21 protein-coding genes are annotated in these 25,101 nt (G+C 63.4%); 11 read left to right on the plus strand and 10 right to left on the minus strand.

From position 1 onward, the window contains the following. Window positions 1–62 precede the first annotated feature (62 nt). Window positions 63–2,324 carry a transglycosylase domain-containing protein gene (locus OCA5_RS01925; RefSeq protein ID WP_012561312.1) on the minus strand — a complete coding sequence of 754 codons (2,262 nt, stop codon included), beginning with the start codon at window positions 2,322–2,324 and terminating at the stop codon, window positions 63–65. Window positions 2,325–2,469: 145 nt separating this feature from the next. Then, a complete protein-coding gene (locus OCA5_RS01930) occupies window positions 2,470–5,289 on the minus strand; it encodes a [protein-PII] uridylyltransferase (RefSeq protein ID WP_013912775.1) in 2,820 nt (939 codons plus the stop codon). 183 nt (window positions 5,290–5,472) lie between these two features. Here OCA5_RS01930 and OCA5_RS01935 point away from each other — a divergent pair, with 183 nt between their 5' ends. The 5 genes from OCA5_RS01935 to OCA5_RS01955 all read left to right on the plus strand — a co-directional run bounded on the left by OCA5_RS01935 (window position 5,473) and on the right by OCA5_RS01955 (window position 9,589). After that, complete coding sequence (locus tag OCA5_RS01935) at window positions 5,473–6,441, plus strand: aliphatic sulfonate ABC transporter substrate-binding protein (protein ID WP_012561309.1); 969 nt, start codon at window positions 5,473–5,475, stop codon at window positions 6,439–6,441. A gap of 143 nt (window positions 6,442–6,584) precedes the next feature. Continuing rightward, window positions 6,585–7,430 (plus strand): ABC transporter permease, encoded by an 846-nt coding sequence (locus OCA5_RS01940; RefSeq protein WP_012561308.1) that lies wholly within the window; start codon window positions 6,585–6,587, stop codon window positions 7,428–7,430. 3 nt (window positions 7,431–7,433) lie between these two features. Then, on the plus strand, window positions 7,434–8,216 hold the full coding sequence (locus OCA5_RS01945) for an ABC transporter ATP-binding protein (RefSeq protein WP_012561307.1): 783 nt from the start codon (window positions 7,434–7,436) through the stop codon (window positions 8,214–8,216). A 52-nt stretch (window positions 8,217–8,268) separates the two neighbouring features. After that, complete coding sequence (locus tag OCA5_RS01950) at window positions 8,269–8,781, plus strand: OsmC family protein (RefSeq protein ID WP_012561306.1); 513 nt, start codon at window positions 8,269–8,271, stop codon at window positions 8,779–8,781. Window positions 8,782–8,794: 13 nt separating this feature from the next. Continuing rightward, window positions 8,795–9,589, plus strand: a complete 795-nt coding sequence (locus OCA5_RS01955; protein WP_012561305.1) for a hypothetical protein — start codon at window positions 8,795–8,797, stop codon at window positions 9,587–9,589. A 97-nt stretch (window positions 9,590–9,686) separates the two neighbouring features. On the opposite strand, the gene mutS is transcribed toward OCA5_RS01955, so the two are convergent. Together mutS and OCA5_RS01965 are read right to left on the minus strand one after the other, a co-directional pair. Beyond that, window positions 9,687–12,425, minus strand: a complete 2,739-nt coding sequence (mutS, locus tag OCA5_RS01960) for a DNA mismatch repair protein MutS (protein ID WP_012561304.1) — start codon at window positions 12,423–12,425, stop codon at window positions 9,687–9,689. Between the two features lie 85 nt (window positions 12,426–12,510). Beyond that, window positions 12,511–13,617 carry a patatin-like phospholipase family protein gene (locus OCA5_RS01965; protein ID WP_012561303.1) on the minus strand — a complete coding sequence of 369 codons (1,107 nt, stop codon included), beginning with the start codon at window positions 13,615–13,617 and terminating at the stop codon, window positions 12,511–12,513. Between the two features lie 201 nt (window positions 13,618–13,818). Here OCA5_RS01965 and OCA5_RS01970 point away from each other — a divergent pair, with 201 nt between their 5' ends. Continuing rightward, window positions 13,819–14,307, plus strand: a complete 489-nt coding sequence (locus OCA5_RS01970) for a Fur family transcriptional regulator (RefSeq protein WP_012561302.1) — start codon at window positions 13,819–13,821, stop codon at window positions 14,305–14,307. Between the two features lie 188 nt (window positions 14,308–14,495). Then, window positions 14,496–15,803, plus strand: coding sequence for a flavodoxin-dependent (E)-4-hydroxy-3-methylbut-2-enyl-diphosphate synthase (ispG, locus tag OCA5_RS01975; protein ID WP_012561301.1), 1,308 nt, complete (start codon window positions 14,496–14,498; stop codon window positions 15,801–15,803). Between the two features lie 115 nt (window positions 15,804–15,918). Here the strand turns inward: ispG and OCA5_RS01980 are convergent, their stop codons facing one another. The 3 genes from OCA5_RS01980 to OCA5_RS01990 are packed head-to-tail and all read right to left on the minus strand — an operon-like array spanning window position 15,919 to window position 19,194. Beyond that, complete coding sequence (locus OCA5_RS01980; protein ID WP_012561300.1) at window positions 15,919–17,526, minus strand: Na+/H+ antiporter; 1,608 nt, start codon at window positions 17,524–17,526, stop codon at window positions 15,919–15,921. Window positions 17,527–17,543: 17 nt separating this feature from the next. Continuing rightward, a complete protein-coding gene (locus OCA5_RS01985) occupies window positions 17,544–18,248 on the minus strand; it encodes a DUF1345 domain-containing protein (protein ID WP_012561299.1) in 705 nt (234 codons plus the stop codon). 7 nt (window positions 18,249–18,255) lie between these two features. Then, window positions 18,256–19,194 (minus strand): polyprenyl synthetase family protein, encoded by a 939-nt coding sequence (locus OCA5_RS01990; protein ID WP_012561298.1) that lies wholly within the window; start codon window positions 19,192–19,194, stop codon window positions 18,256–18,258. Between the two features lie 158 nt (window positions 19,195–19,352). On the opposite strand from OCA5_RS01990, the gene mtgA reads away from it, so the two are divergent. From mtgA to OCA5_RS02005, 3 genes are all read left to right on the plus strand, one after another. Next, a complete protein-coding gene (gene mtgA, locus OCA5_RS01995) occupies window positions 19,353–20,039 on the plus strand; it encodes a monofunctional biosynthetic peptidoglycan transglycosylase (protein ID WP_012561297.1) in 687 nt (228 codons plus the stop codon). Window positions 20,040–20,166: 127 nt separating this feature from the next. Then, window positions 20,167–20,352 (plus strand): 50S ribosomal protein L32, encoded by a 186-nt coding sequence (rpmF, locus tag OCA5_RS02000; RefSeq protein WP_002718196.1) that lies wholly within the window; start codon window positions 20,167–20,169, stop codon window positions 20,350–20,352. 112 nt (window positions 20,353–20,464) lie between these two features. Further along, on the plus strand, window positions 20,465–21,154 hold the full coding sequence (locus tag OCA5_RS02005; RefSeq protein ID WP_013912777.1) for a hypothetical protein: 690 nt from the start codon (window positions 20,465–20,467) through the stop codon (window positions 21,152–21,154). Window positions 21,155–21,166: 12 nt separating this feature from the next. Here OCA5_RS02005 and OCA5_RS02010 read toward each other — a convergent pair whose 3' ends face one another. After that, complete coding sequence (locus OCA5_RS02010) at window positions 21,167–21,319, minus strand: hypothetical protein (RefSeq protein WP_244396118.1); 153 nt, start codon at window positions 21,317–21,319, stop codon at window positions 21,167–21,169. A gap of 401 nt (window positions 21,320–21,720) precedes the next feature. Here OCA5_RS02010 and OCA5_RS02015 point away from each other — a divergent pair, with 401 nt between their 5' ends. Beyond that, a complete protein-coding gene (locus OCA5_RS02015) occupies window positions 21,721–23,436 on the plus strand; it encodes a bifunctional diguanylate cyclase/phosphodiesterase (protein ID WP_012561293.1) in 1,716 nt (571 codons plus the stop codon). A gap of 28 nt (window positions 23,437–23,464) precedes the next feature. Here OCA5_RS02015 and OCA5_RS02020 read toward each other — a convergent pair whose 3' ends face one another. Both OCA5_RS02020 and phaR read right to left on the minus strand, forming a co-directional pair. After that, complete coding sequence (locus OCA5_RS02020; RefSeq protein ID WP_012561292.1) at window positions 23,465–24,262, minus strand: FkbM family methyltransferase; 798 nt, start codon at window positions 24,260–24,262, stop codon at window positions 23,465–23,467. 161 nt (window positions 24,263–24,423) lie between these two features. Beyond that, window positions 24,424–25,023 carry a polyhydroxyalkanoate synthesis repressor PhaR gene (gene phaR / locus OCA5_RS02025; RefSeq protein WP_012561291.1) on the minus strand — a complete coding sequence of 200 codons (600 nt, stop codon included), beginning with the start codon at window positions 25,021–25,023 and terminating at the stop codon, window positions 24,424–24,426. Window positions 25,024–25,101: the final 78 nt, after the last annotated feature.

Here is a 25,101-nt window from a genome sequence, read left to right on the forward strand (position 1 = left end):
GTTTTCGAGCGAGCGAAGCGGGACCGGTTCGCTTCGAGACAGCGCCTTCAATAAGAAGCGCTCTATCGCCCGAACAAGCGATCCATCAGCCAGCCGCCGCCGGAAAGGCCTGCATCGGCTTCCGGGCGTCCGGAGGCTTGGGTTGGAGGCGGTCGCGTATTGCCGCTACGCGCCGGATAGGCGGGCTGGCCGTAGCGGCCCGCACCCGGAGACGGTTCCCTCGCATAGGTCGCCTGATCCGACGCAGCCGGGCCCAGCGGTTGCGCTGATGGCGTCTCGCGCGAGAACGACTGGAAAAAGTCGCTGATCGGATTGCTCGCCTGCGGCACCGAGAGGTTTGCAACCGCCACGCCCTCGTGTGCCGTTTTCATGAAGCGCGTCCACACCTCGACCGGCAACCCGCCGCCGGTTGCCTTCTTCGTTGGCGAACTGTCGTCGTTGCCGAGCCACACACCCGTGACGAGGTGTGCGGTGTAGCCGATGAACCAGGCGTCACGGAAATCCTGACTGGTGCCGGTTTTGCCTGCGGCATACCAGCCGGGAATGTCCGCCTTCTTCGCGGTGCCGATCACCAGCGTCTCGTGCATCATTGCGTTCATCATCGCGACATAGCGCGGGTCGATGACCTGCGAGCCGGGATCGGGCAGACGCACATAGAGCACCTTGCCGGTATCCGCCGCACGAATGCGCAGGATGACATGCGGCGACACGGCGCCGCCGTTATTGGCAAAGGTCGCGTAAGCACTGACGAGTTCGGTGGGCGAGACTTCCGACGTGCCGAGCGCGATCGTTGCATTCGGCGCAAGCTTCGAGGCAATGCCGAGGCGATGCGCGGTGCGTGCCACGTTCTGCGGGCCGACTTCAACGCCGAGCCGCACCGCGACCGTGTTGAGCGACATCGCGAGCGCCTGCGTCAGCGTCACCGGACCGAAATACTGATGACTATAGTTCTCGGGCTTCCAGCCCTTGATGTCGATCGGCGCATCCTGGCGCACGGTGTCCGGCGTCAGTCCTGCTTCGAGTGCGGTGAGATAGACAAACGGCTTGAACGCCGAGCCGGGCTGGCGCTTCGCCGTCACCGCGCGGTTGAACTGGCTTTCGGCATAGTTGCGCCCGCCGACCATGGCGCGCACCGCGCCACGCGGCGTCATCGCAACGAGCGCGCCCTGGCTCACATTGAACTTCACGCTCTTGGCCGCGAGTTCATCGATGATCGCGGCTTCGGCGACGCTCTGCAGCTTCGGATCGATCGTGGTTTCCACCACGATATTCTGGTCGACCTGACCGATCAGATCATCGAGCACTTCGCCGATCCAGTCCGCCACGTAATTGATGGTGCCGGCGCCGGTCGGCTTCACCGCGAACGACGGATGCGCGGCGGCGGTCTTCTGCTGTGCGGGCGTGATGAATTTCGCATCCACCATCGCCGCGAGCACGGTATCGGCGCGCTTCTCCGCGCCTTCGGGATTGCGGTTCGGCGCAAGCCGCGATGGCGATTTGACGAGGCCCGCCAGCATCGCCGCCTCGAACAGCGTCACATTCTTCGCGGGCTTGCCGAAGTACTTCTGCGCGGCGGCTTCGACTCCGTAAGCGCCGGAGCCAAAATAGACGCGGTTGAGATAGAGTTCGAGAATATCCTGCTTGCTGTATTTGCGCTCAAGCCACAGCGCGAGCTCGGCCTCCTGCAATTTGCGTTGCAGCGTGCGCTCCTGCGTCAGGAACAGGTTTTTCGCGAGTTGTTGCGTCAGCGTCGAGCCACCCTGTGCGACACTGCGGTGAAGGACGTTGGCGAGCGCAGCGCGCGCGATGCCGATCGGATCGATGCCGAAATGCGAATAGAAGCGGCGGTCCTCGATGGCGATGAAGGCGTTCGGCAGATAGGACGGCAGATCTCTCAGCGCGACGTTGGCGCCCGGCATCTCGCCGCGCGTTGCGATCACCGAGCCGTCAGTACCGACGATCTGGATGGTCGGCGGACGCTTCGGAATTTCCAGCGACTGAATTGAGGGAAGATGCGCGCCGACCCATACCACCACGCCGACGGCGGCGATCATCGCCCACAGGCCAAGCACAACGCTCCAATAGGCGACGCGGCCAAAGCGCTTGCGGAGCGAGGTCTTGGCAGCGGCGCGACCCTTGCGAGGCCTGCCTTTACGCGACGGCTCGGATTTCTCACGGCGGCTGGTGCGCACCGGCGGCTCGTCCTCGTCTTCATAATCGTTGGAATCGCCGACACGGTCGGTGCGGCTCAGGCGCAAGCCGTCGAGGGACGATCGCCCCTCGAATTTCGGTTCGCGGCGCCCGCCTGATTTCTTCCGCGCCATCCGCTTAAAGCCCGTGCCTTCCTTCGCTGCCGGGGTGGAAGCTAACGGCGGCGATTTAAGGGCAGGTTACCGACTGGTTAACGCGCGTTAGCGGTTCCGCCCTGGTGGAGCGAATTTGACATTCACTCTCTGCTGGGCCGGACCGCTAGGCCGCGCCCCGCGTGGGGTCTGCGTTTGAGAGGAGATGCACCAGCGCCCGTTTGATCGCGGCCTGCCGGGTCGGCGCGGTGATCTGCGCCCCCATCAGGTCGGTGACGTAGAACACGTCGCGGACGCGCTCGCCGAAGGTTGCGACGTGGGCCGAGCCGATGTTGAGGCTGAGCTTCGAGATCGCGGTGGTGAGCTGATAGAGCAGGCCGGGGCGGTCGAGGCCGGACACCTCGATCACGGTGTAGACCTCCGACCACTGGTTGTTGACGACGACCTCCGGCTCGACCACGAATACCTTGGTCTTGGCCCGTGACTGGGTGCGGCGTGCCATCACCTCCGGCAGGCGCACCTTGCCTTCGAGCACCTGCTCGATCAGTTCGCCAATACGCGCCGCGCGCCGGGCTTCGTCCTCGTTGCGGTCGTACTCGCGCGAGATCGCGATGGTGTCGAGCGCGAGGCCATCGGTCGTGGTGTAGATCTGTGCGTCCACGATGTTCGCGCCATTGGCGGCGCACGCACCGGCCACGATCGAAAGCAACCAGGGGTGATCGGGTGCGAGCACGGTGAGTTCGGTGACGGCGCGGCTCTCGTCGAAGCCGACTTCGATCGCGATCTTCTTGCCGCTCATATCGGCGTTCTTGATGAAACGGGCGTGGCGGATTTTCTGCGGCAGCTCGACCTTGAGCCAGTAGGCCGGATATTGCCGGCCGAGATAAGCCTCGACATCCGCCTCTGGCCATTCGGTGAAGGCGTTGCGGAATTCGGCCAGTGCAGCATCGACGCGGCGGGCGCGGTTCACTTCGGAGAACCCGCCGGTAAGCGCAGGCTCGGTCTCGTAATAGAGCGTGCGCAGCAGTTGCGCCTTCCAGCCGTTCCACACGCCGGGGCCGACGCCGCGAATGTCGGCGGTGGTGAGAATCGTAAGCAGCTTCATCTGCTCGACCGACTGCACGACGGCAGCAAAATTCTCGATGGTCTTGCGGTCGGAGAGGTCGCGTGACTGCGCGACCGTGGACATGGTGAGATGCTCGCGGATCAGCCAGGCGATGAGCTCGGTATCGGCGGAGTTGAATCCGAAGCGCGGGCACAGCCGCCGCGCGGCCTTGGCGCCCGCGATCGAATGATCTTCGGGCCGGCCCTTGGCGATGTCGTGTAGGAACACCGCCATGTAGAGCGCGGCGCGGTGATCGAGCCGGATCTTCCTGAAGAGATCGTTGGCGAGCACGAACTCCTCGTTGGTGCCGGCTTCGATCTCCTGCAGGATGCCGACGCAGCGGATCAGATGCTCGTCCACGGTGTAGTGGTGATACATGTTGAACTGCATCATCGACACGATCTTGCCGAAGGTGCGGATGAACTGGCCGAGCACACCGGTCTCGTTCATGCGCCGCAGCACCGTCTCCGCATTTGGCGAGGTCAGGATTTCGACGAACAGGCGGTTTGCTTCCGCATTCTCGCGCACTTGCGGTGTGATGAGGTTGAGCGAACGCGTCACCGCGCGCATCGCGTCGGGATGGAAATCGAGATTGTTCTTCTGTGCGAGGCGGAAGATGCGGATCAGCGAGACTGGATCATGTTTGAAGACGTTCGGTGCTGCGAGGTTGATGCGTGCATTGTCGACGATGAAATCTTCGGTGCCTGCAATCTTGCCGCGCCGCTTGTGTGGCCGCAGCCTTTCCATCACACGGTTGAGCATCGGGGCAGGCTTTGCCTCCTGCTCCTCGAGCTTGGCGCAGAGAATGGCGGTGAGGCCGCCGACCTGCCGCGCCACCATGAAATAGTGCTTCATGAAGCGCTCGACGTCCTGCATGCCGGGGTGTGAGGTGTAGCCGAGCCGCTGTGCAATCTCGCGCTGGATGTCGAACGACAGCCGCTCTTCCGCGCGGCCGGTCAGGAAGTGCATGTTGCAGCGGACCGACCAGAGAAAATCCTCGCAGCGGCGGAAGGTCCGATACTCCGCAGCGTCGAACACGTTGCGCTTGACGAGTTCACGCGTATCGCGGACGCGATAGACGTATTTCGCGATCCAGAACAGCGTATGAAGATCGCGCAGGCCGCCCTTGCCATCCTTGATGTTGGGCTCGACGAGATAGCGCGACTGTCCCGCGCGGGTAAGGCGTTCCTCGCGCTCGGCGAGCTTGGCGGCGACGAATTCGGATGCCGTGCCCTGTACGACCTCCTTGTCGAAGCGCTCGATTAGCTCAGTGTAGAGAGCAAGGTCGCCGATCAGATAGCGGCTTTCGAGAATCGCGGTGCGGATCGTCATGTCGCCGAGCGCATGACGGATGCATTCGCTGACGGTGCGTGTCGCGTGACCGACCTTGAGCCCCATATCCCAGAGGCAATACAGGATGACTTCGGCGACTTGCTCGCCCCACGCTGTCTGCTTGTAGGGCAGCACGAACAACAGATCGATGTCGGACTCCGGCGCCATCAGGCCGCGGCCGTAACCGCCGGTCGCGACGATCGACATCCGCTCGGAATCCGATGGTGTCGGAGAACGATAGAGATACCAGGTCGCGGCGTTGTAGAGGATACGGATGATTGCATCGTGCAAGGCGCAGAGCCGTTCGGCGGTGCGTCGGCCATGCCGCTCGGCAAGGAGTTCAGTCTGTGCCACCTCGCGGGCGTGGACGAGCTCGCTCTTGAGAAGCTGCGCCATCGCCGAGCGGAAGGCTTCGTCCCGCCCGCTGTGCTTTTCAGCAAGCGTTCCGATCCGGACCATTACCTTGGCGGCATCGAAGCCGAGGATGACTTCGCTGCTTCGTTCGCGAGCCTCGTCAGGAGAAGCGGTTGCGGGGACGGGAGGCGGCATCGTGCTCATGAGCGTGTCACTGCAAAACAATTGAACTGGCGAAGCCGCAACAAGGACAAGAACATTCTCCCATCCGGCCAGGGACCGAAGCAAATATTTTTCCGATTGACTCTTGATGATAACGCCTTGAAGAACAAGCGCAATCCTTAGCCATTTGCACAAATCATCGCATTGGAGTGACTCATGACCACCTTGTCTCGGCGCGCTTTCACCCTCGGCGCTGCGGTTGCGATCGTGGCGTCGGGAGCGGCAAGCGCCGCCGACAAGCCGACGCAGATCGCCATCGACTGGGCGACCTATAACCCCGTCGCCATCGTCCTGAAGAAGCAGGGCCTTCTCGAAAAGGAATTCGCCAAGGACGGCATCAAGATCGTCTGGGTGCAGACGCTCGGCTCCAACAAGGCGCTTGAGTTCCTCAACGCAGGCTCGCTCGATTTCGGCTCCACCGCGGGCTCGGCGGCGCTCGTTGCGCGCATCAACGGCAACCCGATCAAGTCGATCTACACCTATTCGCGTCCTGAATGGACGGCGCTCGTCACCGGCAAGGATACCGCGATCAAGACCGTCGCCGATCTCAAGGGCAAGCGCGTCGCGGTCACCCGCGGCACCGATCCGCACATCTTTCTCGTCCGCGCGCTTCTCGATGCAGGCCTGACCGAGAAAGATATCGTGCCGGTGCTGCTGCAGCATCCCGATGGCAAGACCGCGCTTGTTCGTGGCGACGTCGATGCGTGGGCGGGCCTCGATCCGATGATGGCGCAGGCCGAGATCGAGGACGGTGCGCGGCTGTTCTATCGCAAGCCCGAGGCCAACACTTTCGGCATCCTCAACGTCCGCGAACAGTTCCTGAAGGACAATCCGGAGATCGTCCGCCGTGTGCTCGCGACCTATGAGGTGGCGCGGAAATATTCCATCGCTCACTACGACGAGCTGAAGGCCGACTTTATCGGCGTCACCAAGCTGCCCGACGTCGTGGTCGACAAGCAGTTGAAGGAGCGTACCGATCTGTCGTTCAGCAAGATCGGCGCACAGCAGCGTGAGGCGATCCTCGAAGCCGGCTTTGCGCTGCAGAAGGCCGGTGTGATCGCCGCCAGCGCCGACGTGAAGAAGAACGTCGACGACCTGCTCGTCGAAGTCCCGCTTCCGGAGTAAGCGTCTTTCCGCCGTGGCTCGATGGGCAGGGCCGCACGCGGATTTTTAAGCCCCTCGACGAAACGGGCGTTGCGCGACCTCTATAAAGGAGGCCCGCGCAGCGCAAACTGCCTTGCATTTTGGGCAGAGACACGATCTTAGCTATGGCCATGACACTCGAAACCTCCTCGGCTCCGGCCATTGACGTGGCTGCGGCCCCTTCGCGACGGTGGTCGCGCTGGGCGAAGCCGGCGCTCGGCCTGATCGTACCGGTCGTGATCGCGGTCGGCTGGGAGCTTGCGGTTGCTGTCGGCCTTTCGAACGGCCGCCTCGTTCCGCCGCCGAGCAAGATTTTCGAGATGATGGAGGAGCTTGCCCGCAGCGGCGAGCTGTGGCGCCACATCTTCATTACCTCCTGGCGCGTCGGCGCGGGCTTTGGGCTCGGCGTGCTGTTCGGTACCGTGCTTGGTGCGGTGTGCGGTTATTCGGCCCTGGCGCGCCGGCTTCTCGATCCGACGCTGCAGGCGTTGCGGGCGATCCCCTCGATCGCCTGGGTGCCGCTGTTCATTCTGTGGCTCGGCATCTTCGAGATGTCGAAGGTCGCGCTGATCGCGGTCGGCGTGTTCTTCCCGATCTATCTCGGCCTGATGGGTGCCGTGCTCGGTGTTGACCGCAAGATCGTCGAGGTCGGGCGCACCTTCCGCCTTTCCGGCCCGGCGATGATCCGGCGCATCCTGCTGCCCGCGGTGCTGCCGTCTTATGTCGTCTCGCTGCGCTCCGGCCTTGGTCTTGGCTGGATGTTCGTCGTGGCGGCCGAGCTGATGGGCGCCTCGGAGGGCCTTGGCTATCTCCTGATCGACGGCCAGCAACTCGGCAAGCCCGCGGAAATTCTTGCTGCGATCATCGTGTTCGCGCTGCTTGGAAAATTCACCGATTGGCTGATTCAGGTTGGTTTTGCGCCGCTCTTGCGCTGGCAGGACGCCTTCTCCTCGCAGGGCGGAAAGGCGTAAGCGATGCTCGTCCTCGATCACGTCGGCAAGGTTTATCCGAACGGCGTCGATGCGCTGCAGGGCTTCTCCGCGCGCATCGGGGTCGGCGAGATCGTGGCCGTGATCGGCGGCTCCGGCTGCGGCAAGTCCACGCTGCTGCGGGCGATCGCGGGCCTCGGTACCGCGACCTCCGGCACCATCACGCTCGACGGCGAAACTATTGCCGCGCCGCATGAGAAGATCGGCATCATCTTTCAGGAGCCGCGGCTTCTGCCCTGGCTCAGCGTCATCGAGAATGTCGCCTTCGGACTCGAGGGTGAGACGCGAGCGCGGCGGCGCAAGCGCGCCGAGGCCGCGCTCGACCGCGTCGGCCTGCTCGACAAGGCGGACGCCTGGCCCCGCGAACTGTCAGGCGGGCAGGCGCAGCGTGTCGCGATCGCGCGCGCGCTGGTGCCACGCCCCGAGGTGCTGCTGCTCGATGAGCCGTTCTCTGCGCTCGATGCGTTTACCCGCACCGACCTGCAGGATCATCTGCTCGATCTGTGGGCCGACACCAAGCCGACCCTCCTTCTCGTCACGCATGACGTCGAGGAAGCCGTGGTGCTGGCCGACCGGGTGATGGTGATGCGCCCGCACCCCGGCCGCCTGTTCGAGGAGGTCAAGGTCGAGCTGGCACGTCCGCGCGACCGGGCCTCGCCGCTGTTCGAGGCGGTCAAGCGTGACCTTCTGAATGCGCTCGACCGCTCGCTTGATCGTGCACCGCCGGCGGGCGAACAGCCCGTGACAGGCGCTGCGATGTGGTGGTAAAGCGCCTCCGAACATCGCTTTGACGATTCCCGCATATCCCGGAGACCGAGAGATGGATTCGACGCAGTTGCGCGCCATGCAGGCGCCGATCAAGGAGCGTTACAAGGCCGATCCGAAGTCCGCCTACATCACGCTGAAGGCGAAGGGCTCGATCGACAATGAAGGCATCGCCTGCAAGGTCGAGACCGGGCGTGCGCTGGCGGTGGCTGGCCTGCATCCGGCGACCGGCGGCTCTGGTCTCGAGTTATGCTCGGGCGACATGCTGCTCGAGGCGCTGGTCGCCTGTGCCGGCGTGACGCTGAAGTCGGTTGCGACCGCGATCGATATTCCGCTCAAGGCAGGCTTCGTCAGCGCCGAGGGCGATCTCGATTTCCGCGGCACGCTTGGCGTCGACAAGGAAGCTCCAGTCGGCTTCGCTGAAATCCGCCTGCGCTTCGATGTCGATACCGACGCGCCGCAGGAAAAGCTCGATCAACTCCTCAAGCTCACCGAGCGCTATTGCGTCGTGTATCAAACCGTGAAGAGCGGACCGAAGGCTTTCCACGTCTCGATGCAGAGGGTGTGACGGGCGCTTCATAATGCCCGCCGACGGGTATTTCCTTTTAACGCTCGCACTGAAAGTGGTTGTCGCCGCCGGATTTGTCATCGTGGCAACGGTGATTGCCGAGCGTGCCGGGGCGTTCATCGGCTCGCTGATCGTGACGCTGCCGGTCTCGACCGGTCCAGCCTATATCTTCATCGCCCTCGATCACGAGGCATCCTTCGTGGCGCGGGCGGCGCTGACCAGCGTTTACAACAACGTCCCGACCGCGTTCTACACGGCGACCTTCGTCATCATGGCGCAACGGTTTGGCCCATGGCTTAGCGTCGCTGTCGGTCTGCTGGTCTGGTTCATGATGACTTATCTCTTCAGCCAGACGGCATGGACACTGACGCCGGCCATCGCGGCCAATGTCGTAGTGGTCGCGGCGTTTTTCTTCCTCGTGCGCGCGTTTCGCGAGGCGCCGATGCCGCGCCTGCCGATGCGATGGTCCGATCTTCTGTTGCGCGCTGTCTTGGTCGGTGTACTGATCGCGGCGGTGGTGACGCTGAGCTTTACTATCGGACCTGAGAAGACGGGAATCCTCGCGTCGTTCCCGGCGACCTTCACGGCCACCATGCTAATCCTGCACCGCCGGGTTGGCGGCAAGGCGACAGCGGCGGTGATGGCGCACAGCCTCGTCGGCCTGCTTGGCTTCGGCCTGTGCATGGCGGTACTGAATCTGGCGGCGGTGCCGATCGGCCCACCGCTCGCGCTGTGTCTCGCGTTTCTGTTTTCGATATCGTGGAATGCGGCGACGTTGTTGCTGCGTCGCGCCGGTGTGCCGCTTTAGAGGCTTTTCCGCTTTGATGGAATCAAAGCGGGACTCTAGTTATTGTTTCAACGCGTTTTCTTCACGCGAACCGGTCCCCACTTCGCTTGAAAACGCTTTAGCCTTGTTTCGGCAGCTTCCCTTTCAGCGCGTAGAGCGCATCCAATGCTTCGCGCGGGGTCAACTCGTCCGGCTCGATCGCATTGAGCGCTTCGATTAGCGCGGTGTCCTTGGGCGAGGAGACTTCCTCGCTTTCGCTTGCCCGTGCGGTCACTGCGAACAGCGGCAGGTCGTCGATCAAGGTCTGTGCGCCGGAGCTACGGTCCTGCGCCTCGAGTTTGGCAAGCACCGTCTTGGCGCGGGCGATCACTGCAGGCGGCAGGCCTGCAAGCTTCGCAACCTGAATGCCGTAGGATCGATCCGCCGCGCCCGGCAATACCTCGTGCAGGAACACGACATCGCCGTGCCATTCCTTCACTCGCACTGTGGCGTTGAACAGACGCGGCAATTTTGCCGAGAGCGCGGTGAGTTCGTGATAGTGCGTCGCAAACAGTGCGCGGCATTTGTTGGCGTCGTGCAGATGCTCGATCGAGGCCCAGGCGATCGACAGGCCATCGAAGGTTGCGGTGCCGCGCCCGATCTCGTCGAGAATCACCAGCGCGCGCTCACCTGCCTGATTGAGGATCGCGGCGGTCTCGACCATCTCCACCATGAAGGTCGAACGGCCGCGCGCCAGATCGTCGGCCGCGCCCACGCGTGAGAACAGGCGATCGACAACGCCGATCCGCGCGCGCTTCGCGGGCACGAAACTGCCGATCTGCGCGAGCAGGGCGATCAATGCGTTCTGGCGCAGGAAGGTCGATTTGCCCGCCATGTTGGGGCCGGTGAGGACCCAGATCTGGCCATTGGCCTGCGACGGCGCGGGCGACAGATCGCAGCTATTGGCGATGAACGGTTGGCCGTCGCGCTTCAGCGCGCGCTCGACGACGGGATGACGGCCGCCTTCGATACTGAACGCAAGCGAGTCGTCGACGTCGGGGCGAACGTAATCCTGCTCCACGGCAAGCCGCGCCAGTGATGTTGCAACATCGAGCACGGCGAAGGCGTGAGCAGCGGCGCGCAGATCGTCGCCGATGGCAATGGCCTCGGCACAGAGCCGCTCGAAAATCTCAAGCTCGAGGCCGAGCGCACGGTCGCCCGCATTGGCGATGCGGGCCTCGATCTCGCCGAGCTCGGAGGTGGTGAAGCGGACCTGCCCCGCCAGTGTCTGCCGGTGGATGAAGGTCGCGTTAAGCGGCGCGGCCATCAGCTTGTCGCCGTGCTGCGCGGTGACCTCGACGAAATAGCCAAGCACATTGTTGTGCTTGATCTTGAGGCCCTTGACGCCGGTGTCTTCGGCATAGCGCGCCTGCATCGATGCGACGACGAGGCGCGAGGCATCGCGTAGCGAGCGGGTCTCGTCGAGGGTCGCGTCGTAACGCTCACGCACAAAACCGCCGTCGCGCTTTGACAGTGGCAATTGCTCGGCGAGTGCGCGGGCGAGGATTTCAGCAAGATCGCGCGAAGGCTTCCTCAGTGCGGCGATTGCCGTTGTGATTTCCTGCGGCGGCGAGTTCATCTGGGCGAGCCGGGCAATCGCGGCATCGGCAGCGAGAATGCCGTCGCGCAATCCTGCGAGATCGCGCGGGCCGCCGCGCCCAACCGAAAGCCGCGCCAGCGCGCGCGACATGTCAGGCGCGGCATTCAGGATCGTGCGCAAGTCGTGAGTCGCGGCGGTGTCAGCGACAAACGCCGCGACGGCATCGTGGCACCGTGTGATGGCGGCGATGTCGGTGAGAGGCGTGGCAAGCCGTTGTGCAAGCAGGCGCGAGCCGGCAGCCGTCACGGTGAGATCGATGGTGTCGAGCAATGAGCCGCGCCGCTCGCCCGCAAGCGTGCGGGTGAGTTCGAGATTGGCGCGCGTCGCGGGGTCGATCGCAAGCGTCGTGCCGGCGTCCTCGCGTGCGGGCGGCGAGAGCGGCGGATGCTTGCCGACCTGCGTGCGCTCGACATAGGTCACGGCCGCAGCCGCAGCAGTCGCTTCGAGCCGCGACAGGGTGGCCAGCCCATCCATTGTGGCGACCGCGAAGTAATCGCACAGTCGCTGTTCGGCGCTTGCGCTGTCGAACACGTCGCGCGTCAGCGGCGTCACCGCGGTGTGCTCGCGCAAGGTCGGGCCGAGCGTTTCGTCGCCGAAGATCGCGTCCGGCACGATAATCTCGTTGGGATTGACGCGCGCAAGCGTGGTGGCAAGGTCGCTCGCGCTGCATTCGCTGACGGTGAATTCCGAGGTCGAGATGTCAATCCACGCGAGGCCGAGACGATCGTCGCCGTTGGAGGCGCGGGTGCGTGCGATCGCCATCAGGTAATTGTTGGTCTTGGCGTCGAGAAGATTGTCTTCTGTCAACGTGCCGGGCGTGACGAGCCGCACCACGTCGCGCCGCACCACGCTCTTCGCGCCACGCTTGCGCGCTTCGGCTGGGTCTTCCATCTGCTCGCACACCGCAACGCGATGGCCGAGTGCGATCAGGCGATGCAGGTAGTCGTCGGAGCGCTCGACCGGCACGCCGCACATCGGGATGTCTTCACCCTGATGCTTGCCGCGCTTGGTGAGCATGATGCCGAGCGCGCGCGATGCGGTCTCGGCGTCCTCGAAGAACAATTCGTAGAAGTCGCCCATCCGGTAGAACAGCAACAACCCCGGATTGGCGGCCTTGATCTCGAGGTACTGCTCCATCATCGGCGTGACGCGCGCGGTCGCCGTGTCCTTCGGCTCTGGTGTTGCGGGCGTGTCGGGGTATGGGGCGTGCATCGTCATGATGCCGCACGCTAGCAAAATTGAAGGCTGGCTTCACACCCGGAACGGCGGCGGAATCGGGGTTTTCCCCGCTCCGCGCAGGCGTTTAAGCCCATTCCACGCCGGATTCCGCGGTGAGATCGAGCGTGCCGCGCTCTCCGATGTCGTCGAAATGAGCATCGAGAAACGCCTTGGCGGCGCGAACGCCTTCCTCGTGCAGCGATTCAAAGAAATCGTAGTCGGTCTTCAGTTTGCTCTGCCCGTCGAGATTGGCGGCAAACGCGCCGAGGTCGATGCGGTGGACGTTGAGCCGCCGGTACTGGTTGCGGCCCTTGCCGCGCGGCAGGCGGCCGTCGTCGATCAACTGATTGACGAAGTCCATGGTGCGCAATTCCGAAATTAGCGCCGAGTTGAAGGTGATCTCGTTCAGCCGCTTGACGATCTCGGCGGAGGTCTTTGGCGTGAAGTCCTGCGACACCGGGTTGATCTGCACCACCAGCACGTCCTCGCTGTCGGTCGCCTGCAGGAACGGGAAGATCACGGGATTGCCCATGTAGCCGCCGTCCCAGTACGGCACGCCGTCGATCTCGACAGCACGAAACAGGTAAGGCAGCGCGGCGGAGGCCATCACCACATCGGCGTCGATCGAATCGCGGCAGAACACCTTGAGCCGCCCGGTGTGCACGTTGGTTGCGGAGACGTAGAGGGCGATACCGCTTTTTCGGATCGCCTCGAAATCGACGAAGCGCGCGATCAGTTCGCTCAACGGATTGATGTTGAGCGGGTTGAAATCGTAGGGCGAGAAATAGCGCGACATGGTCTCGAACCAGTTCTGCACCGGCGAACTCGCAAACGGAAAGATCGAGAACAGCCGGTCGGTGATGGCGCGCTGCACCGGAGGCAGGTCGCCGCCGACGCTTGCCGCGCGCCAGAACTCGCCGAGCCGTTTGCGTGCCTCCTCCGGCCCGCCCCGCGCGAGGCCATCAGCCAGCATCACCGCGTTGACCGCGCCGGCCGATGCGCCGGAGAGCCCGGTGATCTCCAGTCGCCCGTCTGCGAGAAGATGGTCGAGCACGCCCCAGGTGAAGGCGCCGTGCGCGCCGCCACCCTGTAGGGCGAGATTGATTTTCTTGGTGGTCGCCTCGGCAGGCTTGCCGCCGGCGATAACCCAGGGGGCGAGGGTGTCGAGATAGGATTTCAGGGTTGTTGTCACGGGCCTGCTTCCTGTGTTCCGAGCGAGTACTATATGGTCCACATGACCGCAGCGTTGCGATCGTCAGCGAAAAGCTAGGTCCGCTATGTTGCGATGCAATAGGAACCTCTGGTCGGGACGCAGATGAGGGCGCCTGAGCTATCGTAACATATTGAAATATATAGCTATGCTGCGCAGCATGGCTGCAATAAAGGCGCCGCCATGTCGCTCAAGTCTGCCTTTCCGGCCCCCGATCACGATCACGACCACTGCGCCTCGACCGCGATGGCCCATGCCGAGCAGCACTGCGCTGCGCGGGGGCAGAAGTTCACCCCGATCCGCCGGCAGGTGCTGCAGGCGCTGCTCGCGAGCCATAAACCGCTCGGCGCCTATGAGATTATCGACGAATTGGCCCGCCTGATGCCCCGTCCGGCGCCGATCACCATCTACCGGGCGCTGGAATTCCTGATGGACAATGGGCTTGTCCATCGCATCGAGAGCCGTAATGCCTTCCTCGCTTGCGTCCATAACCATGAGGCATCTCCCGTGGTGGCGCTCCTGATCTGCGAGCGATGCGGGGCGGTGGGCGAGATTCCGGCGGCGCCGATCGTCAAGGGTGTCGCCGAGGTAGTCGAGGGAACCGGATTTTCACCAAAACTCTCAGTGGTGGAGATCACCGGTTTGTGCGGCCATTGCCAGCCGCGTGCCTGAAAACCGCGCCAGGCTTGCCAAATCCTCCTTTGCAAAGCCGTTTTTGGCGCCCATCTAGGAAAGATCGGAGAAAAAGCCGGCCGACTCCTGAAAGGGCCTTCACTGGTCATCGCCGGGGCTTTTCTGATAGACAATCCCTCTGCGCCGGCGTTTGGCCGGCCGTCACACAAAGCTGATATTTCAACGCCATGACCGATGTCGATTTGCGAGCCCGCCCTCAGGAGGGCATGAAAGAAATCCCGGCCGGGCCGAAAGGCCGCCACCAGACCGTTCAGGTCACGGTCGGCAACGTCAAGGTCGGCGGCGGCGCACCCATCGTCGTGCAGTCGATGACCAACACCGATACGGCCGATATCGACTCGACCGTGAAGCAGGTCGCGGCGCTCGCGCGTGCCGGTTCGGAAATGGTTCGCATCACGGTCGACCGCGAAGAGGCGGCGGCGGCCGTGCCTCACATTCGTGAGAAGCTCGACAAGCTTGGCGTCGACGTGCCGCTGATCGGCGATTTCCATTACATCGGCCATAAGCTTCTGTCGGAATATCCGGCCTGCGCGGCCGCGCTCGCCAAGTATCGCATCAATCCCGGCAATGTCGGCTTCAAGAACAAGCGCGATACCCAGTTTACCGAGATCGTCGAGATCGCGCTCAAGAACAACAAGGCGGTGCGTATCGGCGCCAACTGGGGCTCGCTCGATCAGGAACTGCTGACGCGCCTGATGGAAGATAACGCCAAGTCGCCGAACCCGATCGATGCCCGCGCGGTGACGCGCGAGGCCATGGTGCAGTCGGCGTTGTTGTCGGCGCAACGCGCCGAAGAGATCGGCCTGCCCAAGAACAAGATGATCCTGTCGGCGAAAGTCTCGAACGTGCAGGACCTGATCGCGGTCTATCGCGAACTCGCGGCGCGTTCCGATTACGCGATCCATCTTGGCCTCACCGAGGCCGGCATGGGTTCGAAAGGTATTGTCGCATCCTCAGCCGCGCTCGGTATTCTGCTGCAGGAGGGTATCGGCGACACCATCCGCGTCTCGCTGACGCCTGAGCCCGGCGGGGATCGCACGCTGGAAGTGAAGGTCGCGCAGGAAATTTTGCAGACCATGGGCTTCCGCACCTTCGTACCGCTTGTGGCGGCCTGCCCCGGCTGCGGCCGCACCACCTCGACCGTATTCCAGGAGCTCGCGCGCGACATTCAGGCGTTCATCAACGAGGAAATGCCGGCGTGGCGTAACCGCTATCCCGGCGTCGAGCAGCTCAACGTTGCGGTGATGGGCTGCATCGTGAACGGCCCCGGCGAATCCAAGCACGCCGATATTGGCATCTCGCTGCCCGGCACCGGCGAAACGCCGGCAGCGCCGGTGTTCGTCGATGGTCAGAAATTCCGCACGCTGCGCGGCGCTACGATCGCCGCCGATTTCAAGGCGCTGGTGATCGATTATATCGAGCAGCGTTATGGCGGCGCGCCGGCCAAGCCATCGACCGTCACCGCGGCGGAATAAGCCGCTCACAGTCGTTCCGGATGGCTCGCGCCGCGCGCCGATCCGGAATCTGTAAATGGGCCAAAAAATTCCGGGTTCGCTCGCGTGGCTCGCGCCCCGGAATGACGCCGGCTCTCTATAGCGGCGTATTGTTCTCGCGATTATCGACGACGGCTTCTTCGAGATCGAGGTCACGCTCGATGCGCCGGCGCGTTTCGTCGGTGATCTTCCCCTCGCGCAGCAGCTTGTGCAGTTGCTTGCGCTCGATCGCAATAATCTCCCGCACCATAATTGCGCCTCGCGTCGCAGGTGTGAACTCTCCCTCCTTGGGCGGCGCATCGGGCAGGGCCCGCACGCGCATTTCGTGCCGCACCTCAAGGAAGCGCGCGAGACTCTCGGGTAGCTCGCGCTCCTTGATGATCCGGGAAAGCTCCTTGCGCGAGGCCGTAACAAGCTCGCGCCGCGCGGCGATTTCCTTTTCGCGTTCGTGCTTCGCTTCGAAATGTCCGTATTCGGCGACGCCGAGCGTGCGCGCGACGAAGGGCAGCGTGCTGCCGATCCCGACGACAGTGATGAAGATCACACCGAACGACACCAGAAGGATGAGGTCGCGATACGGAAACGGATCGCCATTGGCGAGCGTCATCGGCAGCGCCAGCGCGACTGCGAGCGACACCACACCGCGAATGCCGGTGAAGCCAATGATGGTGATGCCGCGCCAGTGCGGGATTTCCTCGCGCTTGCGGATGCGCGAGCTCAGGAGGTGCGGCAGATAGGCGCCCGGAAACACCCAGATGAAGCGGGCAAGAATGACGATGCTGGTCGTGATCGCGATTGCGGAGAGAACTGTGCCGATCTGCAGTGTCTTCGAGGTTTCCATCAGAAGGCGGGTGTGAAAGCCGACGATGAGGAAGAGAACGCCTTCGATCAGCCAGATCGCGAAATCCCAGAAGAAGATGCCCTGTAGGCGTGTGGCTGCGGAAATCAGCAGCGGGCCGTTCCAACTCACGTAAAGGCCCGCGACGACCGTCGCGAGCACGCCGGAGCCGCCCGCGTGCTCGGGCACCCAGAAGGCAAGATAAGGCGTGAGCAGCGACAACGTGATCTCGACACGCGGATCGTGTGCCAGTTGCCGCAGCCGCAGGCTGAGCCAGCCGACGAGAAGGCCGAACAGAACCTCGCCGACCAGAATCATGCCGAAGGCGACAGTGGCGGATGGCAATGAGAACGTGCCGGTCGAAACCGCAAGCAGCGCGAAGCGATAGAGGATGAGCGCGGTGGCGTCGTTCGCGAGGCCTTCGCCTTCGAGCACCACGAGGATGCGGTGTGGCAGGTGCAGCCTGCGGGCGATTGCGAGCGGCGCGACCACGTCAGGCGGGGAGACGATGGCGCCGAGCAGGAAGCCGATGCTCCACGGCAGATCGAGTGCGAAGTGCACAGCGATGGCGACGGCGCAGGTCGTGAAGATCACGCAGCCGATCGCGAGAAGCGCGATGGGGCGCAGATTCCACTTGAACTCACGCCAGCTCATCGACACGCCGGCCGAATAGATCAGCGGCGGCAGCACCAGAAGCAGCACGCCTTCGGGCTCCATCTGGATCGGCGGAAATCCCGGCACCAGCGCCAACCCGATGCCGACCAGAAGAAATACGATCGCGGGCGTGAGATCGAGGCGCCGCGCCACCGTCGCCGAGGCCGCAAGGACGCTGAGGACCAGAAGGAACGTCAGGAAGGTGTGGGTCACTGAAGTCAGCTATCCGATCAGAGCGCGCTCGCGGCGATATTCACCATCAACGCAAGCAGCGCGGTATTGAACAAGAACGATGTAATCCCGTGTGCGGTTGCCGTACGGCGAATCATCTTGTCGGTGATGCCGACATCGGAGACCTGCGCCGTCATGCCGATCACGAACGAGAAATAGACAAAATCCCAATAGTCCGGATCGTGCCCGCCCGGAAACGCAAGGCCGCCGGGCTTCTCACCACGATAATATTCGTGCGCGTAATGCAAGGCGAAGGTGGTGTGGATCGCGATCCACGACATCAGGATGGTTGTCACCGCCAGCGCGAGTTGTATCGCCCCGCGATGGGGCGCGGCAAGCTCGAACACGATGGCGGCGAGGCTTGCGAAGGCGGCGATCGAGGTGAGCGCCAGCACGAGAAAGCGGCCGTCGTCCTGTCTCGCGACGATGTGGCGAATGTTGGTGTGCGCGCCAAGACAGATCGTGGTGTAGGCGAGCGCAAGATAGAGCGCGAGTGCAATGTCCCAGCCGATCAGCAGCCGCGTGGTCGACGGCAGCGCGGCGGGCAGGAGAAATACGGCGAGAAGGCCGACGGCGAATGCGATGAAGAAGCGCGGCCGGGCATAAACGATCCGCACAACCTTCGGCATGCGCCGGAAGCGGGCAAGGCGATCGTCGTCGCGAGGCGCGCTTCTGGTGCCGGGGGCGGGTTTGTTTTGCGCCATATAACCCTTAGTTTTGACGCTCCGCGACGAAGCGCGCGGCGGCGCGCAGAGTATCGCCCTTGGCACCGAACGGCGCCAGCGCCGCATCGGCTTGGCTTAGCAGGTCCTGCAGGCGGCGCTTCGCACCGTCAATGCCGAGTTGGGTGACGAAGGTGGTCTTGCCGAGTGCCGCGTCCTGTCCGGCAGGCTTGCCGAGCGCGGCCGCATCGCCCTCGACGTCGAGAAGGTCGTCGGCAATCTGGAAGGCCTCGCCAAACGCATGACCATAGGCGTCAAGTGCCGCGTACTGGTCTTTTGATGCCTGACCGAGCAGCGCACCGGCGATGCAGCCGTATTTCAGGAGCGCGCCGGTCTTCATCTGCTGGAGCTTCGCGACATCCGGCGGCTCCTTGTCACCGAAGCGGCCTTCGCCCGCGAGATCCATGATCTGACCGCCCGCCATGCCGCCGATGCCGGCGGCGCGTGCGAGCGCGCGTGTCAACAACAGCCGCACCGTCGGGTCACGATGCACCTCATCGCGGGTGATGATGTCGAACGCGAGTGTGAGCAGCGAGTCGCCAGCGAGGATCGCGGTCGCCTCGTCGAACTTCTTGTGCGAGGTCGGCCGTCCCCGCCGCAGATCGGAATTGTCCATCGAGGGCAGATCGTCGTGGATCAGCGAGTAGCAGTGGATGCACTCGAGCGCTGCGCCGGCCATCAGCGCACCCTCGCGCGGGACGTTGAATATCGCAGCACTTGCCACCACGAGAAATGGCCGCAGCCGCTTGCCGCCGTTGAGGCTCGAATAGCGCATCGCCTCGATCAGCCGGTGCGGCCGCTCGATCTCGCCTTGCTCGGGCCGCTCCGACAGCAACCGGTCGAGCAGCGCCTCGGTGTCGGCTGCGGTGGCGTCGAGCAGCTTGCTGAAATCCTGGGTTGGGGCGGTCTGGGTCGGGGCCGTGGTCATCGAAAACTCCAAAATTTGGCGGGACCATGCCTGCATGAAAGCGGTCGCGTCAATTCCGAGGATAGGGGAGGAGCGGGATTCGGCACCCTCTGCCGCGTCTGCTATGGGGAAGGTCCGCCTGTCCCCACCTCCGCGGCTTTGAGGGTCTGCAGCCGCCCATGAAATTCCCGATCAGACACCCGATCCGAGCGGTCTTGCTGCTGGCTCTCGCCATCCTGCTGCTGCCCTATGTTCTGGTGCCGGTCTACTCGGTGGGCCATCCGGTGTCGCTCCTGATGGTCGGCCGCTATCTGACCGGCGCGCCGGTCACGCGGACCTGGGTCGATATCGAGGCGATCTCGCCGGCCTTGCCGCGCTCCGTGGTGGCGGCGGAGGATGCGCGGTTCTGCAGCCATCGCGGTATCGATTGGGGCTCGATCAGCGACATTCTGGAGGATGCCGAGGACGGCGAGGTAGCGCGCGGCGGTTCGACTATCACCCAGCAGGTCGCCAAGAACCTATTTCTGTGGCCGGGGCGCAGCTACGTGCGCAAGGCGCTTGAGTTCCCGCTGGCGCTGTGGATCGATTTTATTCTGCCGAAAAAGCGGATTCTTGAGCTTTATCTGAATGTTGCCGAATGGGGACCCAATGGGCAGTTCGGCGCCGAGGCGGGCGCCCGCCATGCTTTCGGCAAGGGAGCGGGAGCGCTTTCGCCGCATCAGGCCGCGCTTCTCGCGGCGACCTTGCCCAATCCGGTAACCCGGAGCGCCCGCGCGCCCAGCGCCCATATCCGCCGTCTGGCGGGTACCTATACGGCGCGGGCTCGTTCGGCCGCGATTTCCGCCTGCTGGAGCCGGAATTCTTGATTTCCGAGCATTTTCAGCCGCTCCGGGCCTAGCATCCGCGGCCTGCATCCTCTATAAGCGCGGCCTCAACCGAAATTTCCCGAAGGCACCCGAGGGCGGGTCTGCTTTCGCTTGAAGGACGACGACAATGGCCGTTCCCCGCAGAAAAACCTCGCCATCCCGCCGCGGCATGCGCCGCTCGGCCGATGCGCTCAAGAAGCCGACCTACGTTGAAGACAAGGATTCCGGCGAATTGCGTCGTCCGCATCACCTCGACCTGAAGACCGGCATGTACAAGGGCCGTCAGGTTTTGAAGGTGAAGAAGGAAGACTAAGGCTAGGATTCCAATCGCGGCGCACGCGCCGCGGTTGTTGGCCGTGGGGATGTAAGGCGGCCGGTTTCGGGGCCCCGTTTTGGGGCCGCTTGCGCCACAGAAGGCTTTGCCGATGCCGACGATCGGTTTCCCGCTGCTCCTCATCCCGATCGCGATCTACAACATCGTTGTTTTCCTGATGCCCGGCGCGGTTTTCACCGCGCCGCTTTTCACGTTGCCGCTGTTGTCCGGCGTCGCGTGGGACGTCAGCTTCAACGACCTCGTGCTGACGCTCGGTATCTTCCTTCTGATGTTCGAATTTGCGCGTGCCTCGCGGCCCGGCGCGAAATACGCGATGGATCACCTTCTGTCGCTGATCGTGCTCGTGGCCGCTGCCGCCGAATTCCTCTGGCTTGCGCCGTTCGGCACGTCGGCCTTCTTCCTGCTGGTTGTGCTTGCCGCAGTGGACTTTCTGAGTGGTCTGACGCTCGGGCTTCGCCATCGCGCGGCGCGACGTGCCATGCGGCGGGCCGCTGAAGCGGATGGCATGGTGGTGGCTCCGGTCGCAAAACCATCTTCACCACCGCCCGCACCCGCGCCTGCTCCCGTGCATGTGGAGACGCGGGCGCCGTCACGCGACGAGACGTCGCCCTCGCATCACCCGCAGATGGAAGTCATTACGCCCGCGATCGACAGCGCACCGCAGGCGGAGTCACTGGATACGGCGACGCTTTCCGATGTCGGAGAGGTGTTGAAGGTCGAGCCGTCACCGAAGCCGGACACGTCGGCGAGTCCGCCACCGATCATCCCGCGCCGGGACTGATCCCAGCAAACGTCAGACGATATCCTTGAGCCGCGATCCATTCGCGGCGGCAGGCGTCAGCGCGCCACGCGTGGCGGTATATCGTGCGATGCCCTCGCCTGGCGTTGCCTGCCGCAGTCGCCGCGTCTGCGGTGCGTGGTCTGCGGTTGCGATCAGATGCATCACGAAAGGCGCCTCAGGGCGTGGCCTTGCATAACGCGAAGGCAGTTCACGCGATGGCGGGGTGGTCGGCACCAGCGCCGTCGTGGCCGATGCGGCCGGGGCATTCGCGGACGACGGGCGGGCTGCGGCGCGCGGGGCACCCGCTATTTCCTGTCGTGGTGAAATCCCCGCTACCATTGTTGCGATTCCATCGCGCGGCCTGTCCCGTTATGAGACATGAAAGCCGCCTCGATCAGGGCCTCGCAAGGATTATGCCTGACGGGGCATCATGGTCGTACCGGCTGGGAAGGAACGATGCCGGGCTTTGTTTTTGCATCTTGTTTAGGAACGGCGCCTAGGCTCCGGCCCACCTAAAGTTCTATGCTCTTCAACGAATCATTCAGGTTGTTCCGGATCGAAGCACGGTGTCCGCAGCTCAAACATCATCTGCGATCTCCCTGCCGGGGGCTGGCCCTCGCGGCCAGTCTGATGCCGTCGATACGGTTCTCTCGTGTCTGGGGCAGGCGACGTTCACCTGGGACATCGTGGGAGACTCGCTGTCGTGGAGCGCGAACATCGAGGAGGTCCTGCCGGGGGTGCCGGTGGAGGCGCTCGCGTGGGGATCGGAATTCGCCAAACTGATTGAGCCGCATCCGCACGTCCGTCGCGAGGCGGTGATGGGCGGTTCGGGGCAGGATCAGGGGCAGGGCGTCTACTATCAGATCGAATATGGGATCCGGGCGCGGATGTCGGCGCCGGTGATCTGGGTCGAGGAGACCGGCCGGTGGTTCGCGGCCGCCGATGGCAGCCCGGCCTATGTGCGGGGCATCCTGCGCCTCAACAACGAACGTCATGCCCATGATGAGCAACTGCGCAAACTCTCGCAGCACGATCCGCTGACGGGTGATCTCAATCGCACGCATCTGGTCGCGGCGCTGGCCGAGGCGTTGGAGGAGGCGTCGCGGTTTCGCACCTCGTTTGCTTTCATGCTGCTCGGCATCGATCACCTTGCGCGTCTCAATGAAGCGTTCGGCTTCGATGTCGCCGACGAGGTGATCTGCGAAGTCTCGCAGCGGCTCCGCGCGCGGTTGCGTGGCGGCGATGTGCTGGGACGCTTTTCCGGCAACAAGTTCGGGCTCATCCTGAAGAACTGCAGCGCCGACGAAATGCAGATCGCGGCCGAGCGGTTTCTTGCCGGCATCCGCAACGAGGTGGTACCGACGGCCTCAGGCCCGGTGTCGCTTACGGCTTCGATCGGCGCGATCTCCGCGCCGCGCTATGCCCGTACTGCGGATGAGGCGATGAGCCGAACACAGGAAGCACTCGAGGCTGCGAAGGCGCGCCGCCACGGCTCGTTCCTCGTCTGGCATCCCGATGTCGAGCGCGATGCGCAGCGCCGCGCCAATATCCGCGTCACCGATGAAATCGTCACCGCGCTCAACGAGAACCGTGTCGTCATGGCGTTCGAGCCGGTGGTTGAGACGGCCTCGCGCAAGCCGGCCTTTTACGAGTGTCTGGTGCGTCTGCGCCAGAGCGGCGGCGAAGCTTCGCTCGCACCCGACATTGTGCCGGTCGCCGAAAAGCTCGGTCTGATCCGGCTTGTCGATCATCGGGTGCTCGAACTTGTCGTAGACGAACTGGCGCGCTCGCCTCAGGTCGAGCTCAGTCTCAACATCTCGCCCGACACCACGACTGATCCGGACTGGTGGGCGAGCATCGATACGCTGTTTCATGCGCATCCCGGCGTGGCCGAGCGGATGATCGTCGAGATCACCGAGACGGTCGCGATTCAGGATATCGACGACGTCCGCGGGTTTGTCACCCGCCTCAAGGATTTCGGAAGCCGCATTGCGATCGACGATTTCGGTGCGGGTTACACCTCGTTCCGCAACCTGCGCAAGCTTGGCGTCGATATCGTCAAGATCGACGGCGCGTTTGTGCAAAATATCGCACGCTCGGCCGACGATCGCGCCTTCGTGCAGACCATGGTCGATCTTGCCCATCGGCTTGGGCTGAAGACCGTCGCCGAATGGGTGCAAGATGAAGAGGCGGCTGCCCTGCTGCAGGGCTGGGGCTGCGATTACATCCAGGGCCGGCTCACCAGCCTCGCTTCGACGCAGAGGCCGTGGGAGACGACGTAAGTTTCCCCGCAGCAGCTTTCGCGGCGCGCTATTCCCGCCGAAGATCGCCGAGCGTTTTATCCGAGCTGTGAATCGCCAGCACGTTGATGCCTGCCGGCGTGATGACGTAACCCTGCCGCTCGAGCCATGCATGCAACTGCGCGCCGTCGGTCTTGATCGACTCGATCAACAGGATCGGATGTGTCCGGCCGATCGTCTGAGCGGCGCCCTCCAGCGCTTCCATCTCCATACCTTCGATGTCGATCTTGATGAAGTCGAGTCGCGGCAGGTTGAAGCCGTCGATCGCGAGCTTGCGCACCTCGACGGTGGCGTCTGGTGAATAGTCGATCGGCTGGCCGATGAATTCATTGGTCGGGCTCTGGCGCATTTCGAGGCTGCCGAAACTTGCCGCCGTGAGATAGTCCGGGTTGGGGACTTGCATTGTGCCGCTCTCCGACGACACGGCCGCATTGATGGCGATGGCGTTGAAGCAGTTGTTGATCGCGATGTTGCCGGCGAGTGCATAGAAGATGCGCTCCTGGGCTTCGATCGCGAGCACCGATCCCCAGCCGGTCATCGCTGCCGCCCACTCGATGGTATGGACGCCGATATTGGCGCCGCAATCGAGGGCAACGACGCCGTCGCCGTAATGGCGCCGCCGCAGAGCCAGGGTCTGAAGCGCGAGGTTGACCTCCCCAGGATCGAAAGCGCCGGTTTCCAGAATTTGAAAGCCGACGCCGTAGCCCGCATCGGCGCTGACCATATGGCGGTCCATCCGGTTCACGATCATCGTGCCGTGGCTCGAGGAGGCGAGAACAAAGGCGAGCTTGCGGCCGGGGTTGTGCATCGGAGGCTCCGGAGGGGTGATCGAGCGAATCGCTCAAAGCGAGACTAGCCTGCCCCTTTGCCGAGCGTCACCTCGGCCGCTATTACGCCGCGCAAAAAAAGGCCGGGGTTGTCCCGGCCTTTGCATCAATCTTGAAAATATCGGCAAGTGAAAGAAAGGCGTCAGCTCGACTCGCCCGAGGGCTTCGACATCCGCTCGAGCCGCTCCTGCATTTCCTTCATCTGGCGCTTGAGCTCATCGATGTCGGTATTGTCCGACGATTGCTCGGGCGAGGATGAGGTCGGTGTCTCGCTCGCATTGCGGGTCGGCGCGGCAAACGGCTTGAACATGGCAAACGTCCGCTCGAACATTTCCATGTTGCGGCGGACGTGTTCTTCGAGCGGCGCAAACGGCGTGCCGCTGAAAGTGTCGGTCATGTGCTTGCGGAATTTTTCCTGCTCTCGCGTCAGCGTCTCGATCGACTGTTCGAGATATTTCGGCACCACCATCTGCATGCTGTCGCCGTAGAAGCGGATCAACTGGCGCAGGAAGGTGGTCGGCAGAAGGTTTTGTCCCGCTTTGTTTTCCTGTTCGAAAATGATCTGGGCGAGCACGGAGCGGGTAATGTCCTCGCCGGTCTTGGCGTCATAGACGAGGAAGTCTTCACCGTCCTTGACCATGCTCGCGAGGTCTTCGAGGGTGACGTAAGTGCTGGTGCCGGTGTTGTAGAGGCGCCGGTTGGCGTATTTTTTGATCGTAATCGGGTGGTCGGATTTCGCCATGAACTCACACGCTGCAGGAATGAAAGCCAGGAACTCTCGCAGGGCTAAAGGATGCGGGCCGAAAGTAAGCACGTTCGG

The sequence above is a fragment of the Afipia carboxidovorans OM5 genome (genome assembly GCF_000218565.1).
Taxonomy (GTDB): domain Bacteria; phylum Pseudomonadota; class Alphaproteobacteria; order Rhizobiales; family Xanthobacteraceae; genus Afipia; species Afipia carboxidovorans.